The organism is Collinsella aerofaciens (assembly GCF_040910325.1).
Taxonomy (GTDB): domain Bacteria; phylum Actinomycetota; class Coriobacteriia; order Coriobacteriales; family Coriobacteriaceae; genus Collinsella; species Collinsella aerofaciens_BL.
Window position 1 is genome coordinate 101,755 of sequence record NZ_JBDGAV010000004.1, and the last position, 13,211, is coordinate 114,965.

The following is a 13,211-nucleotide window of genomic DNA, read 5'->3' on the forward strand; positions in this document are numbered from 1 at the left end:
AAGGGTTTATGCCTCCTGTGCAGCCTCGTTGCCCAGCTTCTGCAGCAGCGCAACCTCGGCAGCGGGATCTTCGGACTTAAATACGGCAGAACCGGCCACGAGCACGTTGGCGCCGGCCTTGACGACCTCGGCAATGTTCTTGGAAGAAATGCCACCGTCGACCTCGATGAGGGGCGAAACGCCGTGACGCTCGCACATGGCCTTGAGCTCGTGGAGCTTAGCGATGGTGCCCGGGATAAAGCTCTGACCGCCAAAGCCCGGGTTCACGCTCATCAGCAGCACCATATCGACGACGTCGATGATGCTATCGAGCACGCACACGGGGGTGGCGGGGTTGAGCACCACGCCGGCCTTAACGCCGCGCTGTTGCAGATGGGTGAGCGTGCGGTGCAGGTGCGTGGAAGCCTCGTAGTGCACGGTGATCATGTCGGCACCGGCGTCGGCGTACCAATCGACCGTCTCATCGGGGTTCGACACCATCAGGTGCGCGTCGACCGGTACATCGGTGGAGCGCTTGACGGCCTTAAGGATGTCGACGCCAAAGGTCAGGTTGCCGGTAAAGTGGCCGTCCATGACGTCGAAGTGCACAAAGTCGGCACCGGCGATCTTGTCGAGTTCGCCCTTGAGGTTGGCCATGTCGGCCGAGAGGACGGACGGAGCGATTTTAATGGAACCCATGGTAGTAGCCTTTCTGCGCTAGTCGGTGAGTCCGTAGAACTCTTGAGAAGGGACGCGGTCGGTGAGAATCTCGAGCGCCCTATCCAAAGTAACACCGTTGTAGAGCGTTTGCTCGACGGCAAAGGTGAGCGGAATGTCTACGCCCAGTGAACGTGCAAGCTCGCTGACGCTGCGGGCGGCGACGGCGCCCTCCACCACCATATGCGTGCGCGTCTGGTACTCGTCGAGCGACACGCCGTGGGCAAACTCGTAGCCAAAGGTGCGGTTGCGCGAATGCTCCGAGGTGCAGGTGGCAATGAGGTCACCCATGCCGGCAAGCCCCATGCAGGTCATAGCTTGACCGCCGCGGGCGTGCACCAGGCGGCTAATCTCGGCCAAGCCGCGCGTCATGATGAGGGCAAGTGTGTTATCGCCCGCGCCCGAGCCGGCGGAGATGCCGCACACGATGGCGATGACATTTTTCATGGCGCCGCAGACCTCGACACCGGTCATGTCTTGCGACAGATAGATGCGGAAGGCCGTGGACAGGAGCAGGTCCTTAAAGGTCTCCCCTATCTGCGGATCTTTGCTGGCGATGACGGCGGCAGAAAGCCCGCCGCGGCAGATCTCCTCGGCATGGTTGGGGCCCGAGAGCGCCGCCACACGTGCCTCGTTGCCGATCTCGCTGGCGATGACCTCGCTCATGAGTAGGCCGGACTCGGGCTCAATGCCCTTGGTGAGGCAGAGCACCGGGGTATCGGCGGCGATAAAGGGCGCGGCCTGGTGGCACACGCTGCGAAGGTGCGTCGAAGGAACGGCAAAGATGATGGCCTCGGCGCCGTCGAGCGCCTGCACGAGCTCGGTCGTGGCGACGACGTTGCCGGGCAGCTCGTAGCCCACAAGGTAGCGGGGGTTGCGGTGCTCGCCATTGATGCCGGCGGCCGTCTGCTCGCTATGGGCCCACATGGTCACGCGCTCGGCTCGCGCGGCGGCAAGGCCGGCGACGGCGGTTCCCCAGGAGCCGGAGCCAATCAGCGCAACATTCATGACTCTCTCCTACTTATCGTCGGGCTCGGTGACGCGCTTGGTAAACGAGAGCTTGGACTCCTTACCCGTCATGAGTTTTTTGATGTTCGCACGATGGGCCCACACCACGGTGATGCCGATCAGCGCCATGCAAAACTTAAGTCCCAGGCTGCTGTACGGAAAGACCGCGCAGACGGCAATGGGAAGACCGATGGCCGCGGCGAGCGAGCCCACCGACACGAACTTGGTGATGACGACGGCCACGATAAACATGCCCAGCAGCGACAGGCCAATAGGCCAGTACCAAGCGAGGATGACGCCCAGACCAACCGCGATACCCTTGCCGCCGTGGAAGTTGAGATAGGGCGAGAAGATATGGCCCCACACGGCTGCCAGGCAGATGACGCCGAGCATCCAGTCGCCGGCGGCGCCGGGGGCCATAATGCTCACGGGGAAGCCATAGCCCAAGTCGGCAATGAGCGGACGCGCGATAAGGACGCTGATGGCGCCCTTAAGGCAGTCGAGCAGCAGCGTGAGCGCGGCCACCTTGGGGCCGGCCACACGCAGGGCGTTGGTGGTGCCGATGTTACCGGAGCCCGCCTTGCGGATGTCCGTGTGGTTGAACACGCGGCCCAGAATCAGGCCAAACGGAATCGCCCCGATAAAGAACGAGACCACGGCGCAGATGGCGGTCAGCAGAATCGGATTATGCATCCTTTTGCTCCTTCTTCCTAAAGAAGAGTCGAATGGGCGTGCCGGCAAAATCGAAGGTCGAGCGCATGCGGTTCTCGATGTAGCGCTGATAGGTGTCGTTGACCAGATCGCTGTGGTTGACGAAGAACGTGAACGTCGGCGGGTTGACGCCCGTCTGGGTCACGTAGTGCATGCGCAGGCGGCGCTTGCCGTCCACCACGGTATGACCGAACTCGCGCAGATCGGTGAGGAACGTGTTGAGGCGCGAGGTGCTGATCTTTTGCGAGCGCGTCTTTTCGGCGGCGTCGACCATCGCCCAGATCTTCTCGACGCTGCGGCCAGTGAGGGCAGAGATGCGCAGGTACTGGGCCCAGGGAGCCATGACGCCCAGACGGCGGTCGATGGTCTCCATGCAGGCCTCGCGCTTACGGTCATCGTCGAGCAGATCCCACTTGTTGAGCAGCACAACGATGGCGCAGCCGCGCTCGATGGCAAGACCCATGACCTTCTGGTCCTGCTCGGTAACGCCCACGGAGGCGTCGACGACGAGCAGCGCCACGTCGGCGCGGTCGATGGCGCGCAGGCCGCGAACCATGGAGTAGTACTCGATGTTCTCGTACACGGTGCTCTTCTTGCGAATGCCCGCGGTGTCGACCATGCGGTAGTGCTTGCCGTTGCGCTCGACGACCGTGTCGATGGCGTCGCGCGTGGTGCCGGCAATGTTGGACACGATGGAGCGGTCGGCGCCCAGGATGCGGTTGAACAGCGAAGACTTACCGGCGTTGGGGCGGCCGATGATGGCGACGTTCAGCGCGTCGGGGAACTCGTCGGCGACTTCGTCCTCTTCCTCGGGAAGCAGGGCCACGATGTCGTCGAGCAGGTCGCCCGTGCCGTGGCCGTGCAGGGCCGAGAGCGGCGTGGGCTCGCCGATGCCGAGCGAATAGAACTCCCAGATGCTGTCGTTCTCGCGATCGGGGTTGTCGAGCTTGTTCACCAGCAGAAAGACCGGCTTGTCGCAGCGCTTGAGCATGCGAGCGACTGACTCGTCCTCCTCGGTAACGCCGGTGCGGCCGTCGACCACAAACAGGATGACGGCGGCTTCCTCGGCGGCGGCGAGGGCCTGGTCGCGAATGGACGTGGCGAAGACGTCATCGCTCTTGAGCGGCTCGATACCGCCCGTGTCGACGATGGTGAACTCGCGGCCGTTCCAATCGGCCGTGTGATACGAGCGGTCGCGCGTGACGCCGCGGGACTCGTGGACGATGGCGTCCGAGGTCTGGGCCAGGCGGTTAACGAGCGTGGACTTGCCCACGTTGGGGCGTCCGACGACGGCGACGATAGGTTTCATCTGCTCTCCTTTAATGGGTAGGGTCAGTGGAAGTGTTAGAGTCTGCGGGCACAATGCCAAGGATGTGTTCCAGGGTATCGAGCAGCTCATGCGGCATGGTCGACACCACATGAACCTCGGCGCCGCGACTGGTAAGGCTTGCGAGTAAATCGTCACGATGATACTCGTCAAGCGTCATGCCGTCAGCGTTGAACATGAGCTTAGGCACAAAGAGCATAACCCCCGACAGGTCTTGGGGCAGCTGCTCCAAGATGTCACACGCGACGATGAGGCCGGTCACGTCCACATTGCCGCCAAAGTAGCGGTTCTTGATGGCTGTGACGGTGCCGGCGAGACCATACGGCGACTCCACAAAGCGCGCCACGGTGTCGCGTGCGCTGGCGCCTGAGAGACATAGAAGCCGCTGGTTGCGGGCGGCGACGGCCTCGCGGACGCGGGCCAGACGCTCGTCGTCGGTAGTCAGCACATCGTCCGTCTCGTCCAGATACGAGCGGATCATGCCGATGCCGTCGTAGTACTGCGGGTAACCGTCGTAAAAGTCTGCCTCGGGAGGATCGATGCCGGCGTCCAGATAGAACTCGTCGCTCATCTGGAAGGTGTGGCGGCCAAAGCGTTCGTAGGCACGATCCTGGTAGGGACGGATCATGGCAATGGTCTCGCGTGCTAGCTCGGGCTTGTCGCTGTAGGACCAGCTAAAACGGTTCTGATGCTTGGTAAAACCGAGCGGCACAATGCCCAGGCTTGTGATTTGCTCGTGCTCCTCGCAAAAGCGCAGGGTCTTTTCCAGCTCCTCGCCGTCGTTCATGCCGGGGCACAACACGATCTGCGCGTGAATCTCGATGCCGGCGGCCATGATGGCCTCGAGCACATCCATGCCGCGCTGGGCGTTGCGGCCCATCATGCGTCGGCGGACATCGGGGCTCACGGCGTGGACCGACACGTTCATGGGGCTCATGTTGCGTTGGATGACGTTTTGCACGTCCTCGTCGGTAAGGTTCGTGAGCGTGACAAAGTTGCCCTGCAAAAAGCTCAGGCGGTAGTCGTCGTCGCGAATGTAGAGCGTGGAGCGGCCGCCCTTGGGCAGCATCGTCATAAAACAGAACACGCAGGCGTTTACACAGGTGCGCATGCCGTCGAAGATGGGGCCATCGAACTCAAGGCCCCAGTCCTCTCCCGGGAAGCGGTCGAGCTCGACGGGGGTGACGCTGTTGTCGCGCGGGTCGAAAACCTCGAGGTCGACGGTGTCGTCGTCTGCCTCCCAGAGCCACACGATCATGTCGGTGAGCTGCTCGCCGTTGACCGTGAGCACGCGCATGCCCGGCTCGATACCCACATCCCATGCGGGCGATTCGGGACGCACGTTCTTTACGAGCGCGCCCTCACCCGGCTCGGGGTCGCGGCTGCGCCCGTAATCGGCCACCTCGGCGGCGTATGCGGGTACGGTCTGGTCCATGGTTAGCGGTAAAGCTCCTTGATGCGCTCGACGGCGCGCTCGATGTGTTCTTGCGGGGTGGAGGCTCCGGCGGTGATGCCGATGTGGTGAGCGTCGGTAAACCACGCGCCCTGGAGCTCGGAAGCTTCCTCGATGTGATGCGTGTGCTCGCAGGCGTCTGCGCAAATTTGAGCCAGGCGGCGGGTGTTGCCCGAGTTCTTGCCGCCCACGACGACCATGCAGTCGCAGCGGTTGGCAAGTGTGGCTGCTGCCTGTTGACGCTCACTCGTGGCGGCGCAGATGGTGTTGATCACACGCAGCTCCTGCACGCGCGGGGTGATAGCCGCCACGACCTCGGCGAGGTTCTGCGCGGTCTGGGTGGTCTGCACGACGAGGCCTACCTTGCCCTTGAGCGACAAGGCGTTGGCGTCAGCGGCACAGCTCACGACCTGCGCATCGTCGCCTGCGTGGCCTAGAATGCCCTCGACCTCGGGGTGCCCCGGCTCGCCCACGACGATCACACGGTAGCCCTCGCGCACCAGGCGCTCGGCCGCCACATGGACCTTCTTCACGTAGGGGCAGGTGGCATCGACCACGTTGAGGCCGCGCTTGCGGGCAGCATCGATCACCTGCGGCACTACGCCGTGTGCGCGGATGATCACGGTACCCGATGCTGCGTCGTCCAGAGTCTCGGCCAGGCCAACGCCTGCCTCAGCAAGCTCGCGCACCACGATGGGGTTATGGATGAGCGGTCCCAAGGTATGGACCTGAGCGCACTCCCCTGCCTGCGGCGCGGCGGCCAACGCCATGTCGAGCGCGCGCTGCACGCCGTAGCACGTTCCGGCATGGGCTGCGATCTCGATGGTGGGCGCGCCGTCCTGGTCGGACGCAGTCGCGGAGGTGTTTGTCACGTTCTCGCTCATGGCTAGAACCTACCCGGATGCTCGTCGCACAGATCGTCTCGCATGGCGTAGACGCGGTTCATGGCCTCGGACTCAAACCATTCCAGGCGCTCCGTGCGCTTAAGCCCGGCCGGTGCGTCGGAAAGCGAGACGGCCTTGCCGGCGCGGATCCAGCATTTCTTGGGACGCATGATCTTTTTGCCCGCGGGCGTGATGTCGGACCAGCCGCAGATGGCGAGCGGGTTCACAGGTGCCTTGCCCATCTGGGCGATGAGCGCAAAGCCGCCGTGGACCTCGGGCTTGATCTCGCGCGAGCGGATGCGCGTGCCCTCGGGGAAGATTAGGACGTCCTCGCCGCGCTGCAGCGCATGCTGGGCGGCGCGCAGGCACTTCATGTCGGCGGTACCACGCTCGACGGGAATACCGCCCACGCGGCTAAAGGCCCAGCGTACGATCTTGCTCTTGGCAAACTCGGACTTAAAAATGGGGCGAATGCGGCGGCCGCCAAAGAACAGCGCCGTCTCCACGGCCAAGAGCTCGGCCATCGAGGTGTGGTTGCAGATGACTACGCTCCCGCGGCCGTCCTGGCGCTCAAACAGCAGATCGGCATCCTCGACCTTCCAACGCCACATGAGCTTGGAGAAGGCCCAAAGGATGGCCATGACTACGACGACGGTGCCGCGGATGAGCACTGGGAACTCTGCATAAGGAGCGTTGTAATAATCCTCGGGCGTCTGCTTAAACAGGCGCATGGGCTACCTCCTTTGGTTGATGAGGTCCTCGATGATACGAACGACCTCGTCGATGGTGTGAGCGGTGGAGTCGACGTGCACGGCGTCCTCGGCGGGCACGAGCGGGGCGACCTCGCGGCTGCTGTCGAGCTTGTCGCGCTGCTTAAGGGCGTCGAGGGTCTCGTCGACCTCGGCCTCGAGCTGCTCGGACGTGAGCGGCTGGGCATCGTTTTGGTGACGCTGCAGCACACGGCGACGGGCGCGCTCGCGCGGGTCGGCGGTCAGGAAGACCTTGACCTGCGCGTTAGGGAACACGACGGTTCCGATGTCGCGACCCTCGGCCACGATATCGCGGTCCTCGGCGGCGCGGCGCTGGTGGATGAGCATGGCGGCGCGCACGCCCGGGTAGGCCGAGACCTTGGACACGTTGGCGTCGACCTGCGGGGTGCGAATGGCAGCCGAAGCGTCCTGGCCGTCGATGGTCAGGCGCGTATCCTCACCGGTGCCGTTGGTAAAGCGAATCTCGATCTGCTCGGCGAGGGCGTCGATGGCCGCCTCGTCATCCAGATCGATGCTGCGATCGAGCGCGGCGAAGGTGACGGCGCGATACATGGCGCCCGTGTCGAGCTTGTTAAAGCCCAGCTGGCGGGCGATCTCCTTGGCGATGGTGGACTTGCCGGAACCGGCGGGGCCGTCGATGGCGACGATCATACAATGCTTCCTTTCGGTGGTTGACGTGCTGGTATGATGCGCGGGCGTTGGGGCGCGGTGGGTTGCCTAGCCCGTGTAGCGCTCGCGGTAGGTGTTACGCTTGGGTGCGGAGCCGTGGCTGCCGTGATGACGCGTGCGGCTGGCGGGCGTGCCTTGGGGCTTGCCGCCGCGTATGGCGCTGGCCTGCTTGGGCGGGATACCACCGCTTTTGAGGATCTGCACCTCGCGGTCGGTGAGCTCGCGCCACGAGCCCTTGGCCACGTCCTTGAGCTCCAGGCCGGCAAAGTTGCAGCGATGCAGACGGATTACCGGATGGTGAATCTTGCTCAACATGCGCTTAACTTGATTCTTGCGTCCCTCGCGGATGATGACCTCCACGGCGGTGGTACCGGGCTTGATACCTTGCGGAGCCACGGCCTCGGCCTCGCGCGCGTTAATGACGCGGCAGATCGCCGGCTGGCATAGGCCATCGTCGAGCTCGATGCCGCGACGGAGCGGCTCCAAGTCGCGGTCGGTCAGCTGCCCGTCCACGAGTGCCTGGTAGGTCTTGTAGACGTGCTTGCTCGGGTGCAGCAGGTTCTGCGAAAGGTCGCCGTCAGTGGTAAAGAGCAAAAGGCCTGTGGTGTCGCGGTCCAGGCGGCCCACCGGGAAAAGTCCCGGAAAGCGGTCGCGGGGGACCAGGTCGGCCACGCAAGGGCGCTCCTGCGGATCGCTCATGGTGGTGAGGTAGCCGGTCGGCTTGTAGAGCATCAAGTACACGGCGCCCTGGTTGAGCTTGACGGGCATGCCGTCGACCTCGATGTGATCCCGGTCGACGTCGACCTTGGTGCCCAGTTCGGTCGCGACCTGGCCGTTGACGGTCACGCGGCCGGCGGTCATCAGGTCCTCCGAGCCGCGGCGGCTCGCCACGCCCGCGCGCGCCAAAAAACGCTGCAGGCGCATGGTGTGCGGATAGACGGGCTGGGCGTCGGTTGCGGGTGCTGTGTTGCCCATGGCGCGCGTCTCCCCTACTTCGTTAGTCCTCGTCATGCAAATCCTCCGAGGTCTCGTCGACGACCAGGGTCTCCAAGTCCTCGACTGCCTCAACATCTTCAACATCGGTATCGAGCAGTTCACGCTCTTCGTCCAGGTCCTCGGCCTGTTCCTCGAGCGTGGACTGAATACTGCGGCCGCTCAGACGCTCGCGGATAAACTGGCGCGACTGCTCGTCGGGGGCAAACTGCTCCAGATCGGGCAGGTCGCGGGTGGAGCGCAGGCCGAACTTTTCCAAGAAGGCGTTGGTCGTGCCGTAAATGATGGCCTGACCGCGCTGGGGGTCGCGGCCGAGCTCGCGCACCAGGCCCTTGTCCACGAGCGACGCGATGACGCCGTCAGAATTGACGCCGCGGATGCCCTTGACCACCTCGCGCGTCACGGGCTGGTGGTATGCGATGACGGCCAGGGTTTCGAGCGCCGCCTGGGACAGCTTTTGCGTGTCCCAGCTCAACACATAGGCCTCGACCACGTCGTGGTAAGCGGGGTGCGTGAACAGGCGCCAGCCGCCGGCGACCTCGCGCAGCTGAAAGCCGCGGTTGGCCTCCTCGTACTCAACCTTGAGCTCGGCGAGCAGTGACGCGCACTCGCCGGGGGCGATATCCAGTGCGCCGGCCAGCGCGGGCGCACTCACCGGGTCGCTCGACACCAGCAGCAGCGCCTCGAGGGCGCCTTTGAGGCTGTTTGCCTCCAGCGTGGAAAGGGTTGACATGGTTGCGGCTCCTATTCGGTGAGCTCGGGGCCCTCGCCGGGCACATAGGCCTCGGCGCCCTCGACGCGGTTGATGCGGATGGTTCCAAAGATCTCGTCCTGGCTCAGCGTGAGCGAGCCGCGCTTGGCGAGCTCAAGCATAGCTAGGAAGGTGACGACGAGCTGCTCGGTGGTGGCATCGCCGTCCAGTAGCTCGCGGAAGGTGCAGGTTTGGTGCGCCATGGTAAAGCGGTCGACTGAGGCCACGGTCAGGTCGAGCGGCACGCGATGCGGCGCCACATGCTCGGCCTCCAGCAGGAAGGTCTGGCGCTTGCCGTCCAGGTCGGCACAGATGACGGCCAGGCCGCGCAGGGTGATGCCGGCCAGGTAGTCGGGCATGAGGCCCAAAAACTCGGGGTCGGGGCCGGCCACGCGAGGGTGCATGCGGCTTTCGGCCTGCATTCGGGCCCCGAGAGCCGCCGCCGCGCCCTTAAACTGCTTGTAGGCGATCAGACGCTGAATCAGGACCTCACGCAGGGCGTCACCGTCGAGCGCGCTAAGTTCCTCGAGGTCATCGTCGAACTCGTCATCGTCGTCGGCTTTGCGCGGGGCCTCCTGCGGCACCAGCGAGGCAGCCTTGATGTCCAAAAGGGTCGCTGCGACCAGCAAAAAGTCGCTCGCCACGTCTAGGTCCAGCGCCTCGATACGCTCGGCCTCGGCCAGGTATTGCTCGGCCACCTCGCTAATGGAGATGGCGCCGATATCTACTTTTTGGCGGGTTACCAGCTGCAGCAGCAGGTCGAACGGTCCGCTGTAGACCTGCGTCGACACGCGATACGACATCTTCGACCTCCTTTGACGGCGCCTTCGCGGCGCGGTTTGGGTGCATGTTGCGACCGTTTTGCGCGGTCGACCTGTAAGTTTACCTTAGATGCCGGCGATTGCGAAGTTGAGCAGCCACTCGGCCAGCGGATACACGGTAACGTCGAAATAGCGGCCGATTACATCGATGCCGGTCCACATGGGCAGCAGATACAGCACGATGATGAGTATAGGCATGGCGTATCGTTGCAGCTGGTAGTAGTTGGAGAGCGCCTTACCTTTGAGGAACGGCACGATGATTGACGAGCCGTCAAGCGGCGGAATCGGGATGAGGTTAAAGAACGCGAGCGACAGGTTGACCACGATAAACGTGGCGCCAAAGTTCATGATTTGCGACGCTACGGCAAAGGACATGCTGGTGTAGAGGTTGCCGTAGGCCAGGTGCATGAGGGCTGCGGCCAGGCACGCGAGCGCGATATTCGATGCGGGGCCTGCCGCGCTCACCAGGACCTCGTCGCGCTTGGGGTGCTTGAGGTTGTTGAGGTAGACGGGCACGGGCTTGGCGAAGGCGAAGACCGGGCCGCCGGCCGCGAGCATCAGCAGCGGCAGGAGGACGGTGCCAAACGGGTCGATGTGGTTGAGCGGATTGAGCGAGACGCGGCCACGGGAGCGGGCCGTCTTGTCGCCGAGCGCCCAGGCAGCGGCGGCGTGCGCGCTCTCGTGGATAACAATACCCACGATGACGGCGACGGCGCTGGCGAGCAGATTCATGAAGTAGCTGTTGGACATGGCACTCCCCTAGCGGACGCGGCGCGAGGCGCGCGCGAGCAGGTAGTCGGCCACAAACAGGATGACGGCCACGATGGCGTAATCCAAGCGGAACACGCCGCCAAAGGGCGAGGTGATAACGCCGTAGCCGGCGATGGCACTCGGCAGCGCGCGCGAAAGCTCGACGACAAAGCCGACGATCTGCAGCTTGGCGGTGAGGCCGCTAAAGCACAGCAGCACAGTCATCGCACTCATAAAAATGCCGCAGATGCGACAAGCGATGGCGATGATGCTCATCGCCACGGCGGCGGCCTTACGAGAGTTCACGCGCGGTCTCCTCTTCGATCTGGGTGGAAAGCTCCAGCCATTCGTCCTCGAGCTTGGGTAGCTCTTGCTTAAGGCCGTTATATTCCCCCAGTGCGGCGTTGAACTTGTCTTGATCGGCATAAAGCTCTTCGCTTGCCATCAATTCCATAAGCTCGTCGTAGCGGGCGCGCTTTTTGTCGAGCTCCGCCTCGATCTTCCTGAGCTGGTTGCGCACGCCCTTGAGCTTTTTGTTGAGCGCGGCGCGGGCCTGGGCCTCGGCGCGCTTTTGCTCCTTGGTCTTTTTGCCCTCGGCCGGCTTGGAAGCAGCGGCGGGCGCATCGGGCTGGGCCGCGGTGACCTTGGCGGACTTGGCCGTGGCCGGCACACTCTCCCCTGCCGCCTCGGCGGCGGCGCGGGCCGTAAGGTCCTCGCGCTTGTAGAGGTAGTAGTCGTAGTCGCCGTCGTAGACCGTTACCTTGCCATCGCGGATGTCGATCACGCGGTTGGCAACGGCGCGCACCAGGTGCTCGTCGTGGCTGATCAGCACGATGGTTCCGGGGAAGTTTTGCAGGGCGTTTTCGAGCATGTCCACCGAGTCGATGTCCAAGTGGTTGGTGGGCTCGTCCAGGCACAGGAGCGCCTCGGGGGCCACGAGCATCTTTGCCAGGGCCAGACGCGCCTTTTCGCCGCCGGAAAGGACGCGAACCTGCTTTTCGATGGAATCGTTGTCGCTAAACAGGAAGGCGCCCAGCAGGCTGCGCTGCTGCGGCACGGTCCACTTGGGCGTGACGGTGTCGATCTCTTGCAGGACGGTGTTTGACTCGGTCATGCCCTCGAGTGCGTGCTGAGCGTAGTAGGCCACGCCCACGTTGGTGCCCAGGTCGCGGGTGCCGGTAGTGGGTGGCTCCAGGCCGGCGAGGATCTTCATGAGGGTGGACTTGCCGGCGCCGTTGGGGCCGACGAGCGCCACATGCTCGCCGCGGTAGAGCTTGAGGTCGATGTCACTGTAGATGTGCTTGTCGCCGTAGGACTTGGACACACCCTCGAGGCCCACGACCATATCGCCGGAGCGCGGTGGGTCGGGAAACTTAAAGTCGATGTGCTTGTGGCCTTCGGGCAGAATGACGAGCTCCTTTTTGATCTGCTCGATCTTGCGGATGCGCTCCTGGGCCTGGGCTGCCTTGGTGGGCTTGTAGCGGAACTTGTCAACGAAGACCTGCATGTGGGCGATGTCGCGCTCTTGAGCGGCACGCTTGGCGCGCATCTGCTCCAGGTTGTCCTCGCGCTGCTTGAGGTAGCTGCTGTAGTTGCCGGTGTAGGTGGTCACGCGACGGTTTTCGAGCGCGGCGACGTGGTCGACGCAGGCGTCCATGAAGGCGCGGTCGTGGCTGACGATGAGGACGGCGCCGTCGTAGTTGGCGATAAAGCCGCGCAGCCACTGGACGCTTTCGAGGTCCAAGTGGTTGGTGGGCTCGTCCAGCAGCAGCAGGTCGGGGTGGCGCAGGAAGAGCTTGGCGAGCGCGATACGCATCTGCCAGCCGCCCGAGAACTCGGAGCAAGGGCGCTCAAAGTCGGTGACCTTAAAGCCCAGGCCGGACAGGATCTTGCGGGCGTTGCTCTCGAGCTCGTAGCCGCCCAGATGCTCAAAGCGGTCCTGGACCTGGCCGTACTCGTTGAGGAGCGCATCGACGTCCTTGCCCTGCTCGGAGAGCTCGGTGATCTGAGCCTGCAGCTCGTTGGCGCGCTCTCCCATGCGGCGGATTTCCTTGGCGGCCGCCATGACCTCGGCAAGGATGGTGGTGTTCTTTTGCTCTAGGTTGGTTTCCTGCTCTAGGTAGCCCACCTGGCAGTCCTTGGCGTACTGGACCTGGCCGGCGTCAGGACTGTCGATGCCCATGATGATTTTGAGCATGGTGGTTTTGCCGGCGCCGTTGGGTCCCACGAGCGCGAAGCGCTCGCCGGGGTTGATCTGGAAGGACGCGCCGCTAAAGAGGACGCGTGCGCCGAAGCTTTTTTCGATCTTGTCGACCAGGAGGATCATGGTGCCGCCTTTGACCTTGTGTGCCTATATGAAAAAAGGCCCCAACTTGCGT

General features: G+C 63.8%; 14 protein-coding genes. All 14 read right to left on the minus strand.

What is annotated here, in order from left to right; all coding sequences use genetic code 11:
- Nucleotides 1-6 precede the first annotated feature (6 nt).
- Nucleotides 7-678, minus strand: coding sequence for a ribulose-phosphate 3-epimerase (gene rpe / locus AB5Z25_RS02975; protein ID WP_368134751.1), 672 nt, complete (start codon nucleotides 676-678; stop codon nucleotides 7-9).
- 18 nt (nucleotides 679-696) lie between these two features.
- Nucleotides 697-1,704 carry an NAD(P)H-dependent glycerol-3-phosphate dehydrogenase gene (locus AB5Z25_RS02980; protein ID WP_368134752.1) on the minus strand — a complete coding sequence of 336 codons (1,008 nt, stop codon included), beginning with the start codon at nucleotides 1,702-1,704 and terminating at the stop codon, nucleotides 697-699.
- 9 nt (nucleotides 1,705-1,713) lie between these two features.
- Nucleotides 1,714-2,397, minus strand: coding sequence for a glycerol-3-phosphate 1-O-acyltransferase PlsY (gene plsY, locus AB5Z25_RS02985; RefSeq protein WP_368134753.1), 684 nt, complete (start codon nucleotides 2,395-2,397; stop codon nucleotides 1,714-1,716).
- The gene (gene der, locus AB5Z25_RS02990) at nucleotides 2,390-3,724 is read right to left on the minus strand and encodes a ribosome biogenesis GTPase Der (protein WP_035138458.1); all 1,335 of its coding nucleotides are present in this window, start codon (nucleotides 3,722-3,724) and stop codon (nucleotides 2,390-2,392) included. The genes plsY and der overlap by 8 nt, the downstream gene beginning before the upstream one ends.
- A 10-nt stretch (nucleotides 3,725-3,734) precedes the next feature.
- Complete coding sequence (locus AB5Z25_RS02995) at nucleotides 3,735-5,177, minus strand: DUF512 domain-containing protein (protein ID WP_368134754.1); 1,443 nt, start codon at nucleotides 5,175-5,177, stop codon at nucleotides 3,735-3,737.
- A gap of 2 nt (nucleotides 5,178-5,179) precedes the next feature.
- Nucleotides 5,180-6,079 carry a 4-hydroxy-3-methylbut-2-enyl diphosphate reductase gene (locus AB5Z25_RS03000; protein WP_349100544.1) on the minus strand — a complete coding sequence of 300 codons (900 nt, stop codon included), beginning with the start codon at nucleotides 6,077-6,079 and terminating at the stop codon, nucleotides 5,180-5,182.
- A 2-nt stretch (nucleotides 6,080-6,081) separates the two neighbouring features.
- On the minus strand, nucleotides 6,082-6,810 hold the full coding sequence (locus AB5Z25_RS03005) for a lysophospholipid acyltransferase family protein (protein WP_349100545.1): 729 nt from the start codon (nucleotides 6,808-6,810) through the stop codon (nucleotides 6,082-6,084).
- Between the two features lie 3 nt (nucleotides 6,811-6,813).
- Entirely contained in the window at nucleotides 6,814-7,500 is a 687-nt protein-coding gene (cmk, locus tag AB5Z25_RS03010) for a (d)CMP kinase (RefSeq protein WP_368134755.1), read from the minus strand.
- A gap of 66 nt (nucleotides 7,501-7,566) precedes the next feature.
- Nucleotides 7,567-8,529, minus strand: a complete 963-nt coding sequence (locus tag AB5Z25_RS03015; protein ID WP_438265582.1) for a pseudouridine synthase — start codon at nucleotides 8,527-8,529, stop codon at nucleotides 7,567-7,569.
- Entirely contained in the window at nucleotides 8,516-9,244 is a 729-nt protein-coding gene (scpB, locus tag AB5Z25_RS03020; protein ID WP_089571912.1) for an SMC-Scp complex subunit ScpB, read from the minus strand. Before scpB ends, AB5Z25_RS03015 begins: the two co-directional genes overlap by 14 nt.
- 11 nt (nucleotides 9,245-9,255) lie before the next feature.
- Entirely contained in the window at nucleotides 9,256-10,065 is an 810-nt protein-coding gene (locus AB5Z25_RS03025) for a segregation and condensation protein A (protein ID WP_349100547.1), read from the minus strand.
- A gap of 84 nt (nucleotides 10,066-10,149) precedes the next feature.
- Complete coding sequence (locus tag AB5Z25_RS03030) at nucleotides 10,150-10,833, minus strand: site-2 protease family protein (protein WP_349100548.1); 684 nt, start codon at nucleotides 10,831-10,833, stop codon at nucleotides 10,150-10,152.
- 9 nt (nucleotides 10,834-10,842) lie between these two features.
- A complete protein-coding gene (locus tag AB5Z25_RS03035; protein ID WP_238057677.1) occupies nucleotides 10,843-11,139 on the minus strand; it encodes a hypothetical protein in 297 nt (98 codons plus the stop codon).
- Nucleotides 11,126-13,159: an ABC-F family ATP-binding cassette domain-containing protein gene (locus tag AB5Z25_RS03040; RefSeq protein WP_368134756.1), complete on the minus strand. Its 2,034-nt coding sequence runs from the start codon at nucleotides 13,157-13,159 to the stop codon at nucleotides 11,126-11,128. Before AB5Z25_RS03040 ends, AB5Z25_RS03035 begins: the two co-directional genes overlap by 14 nt.
- Nucleotides 13,160-13,211 lie beyond the last annotated feature (52 nt).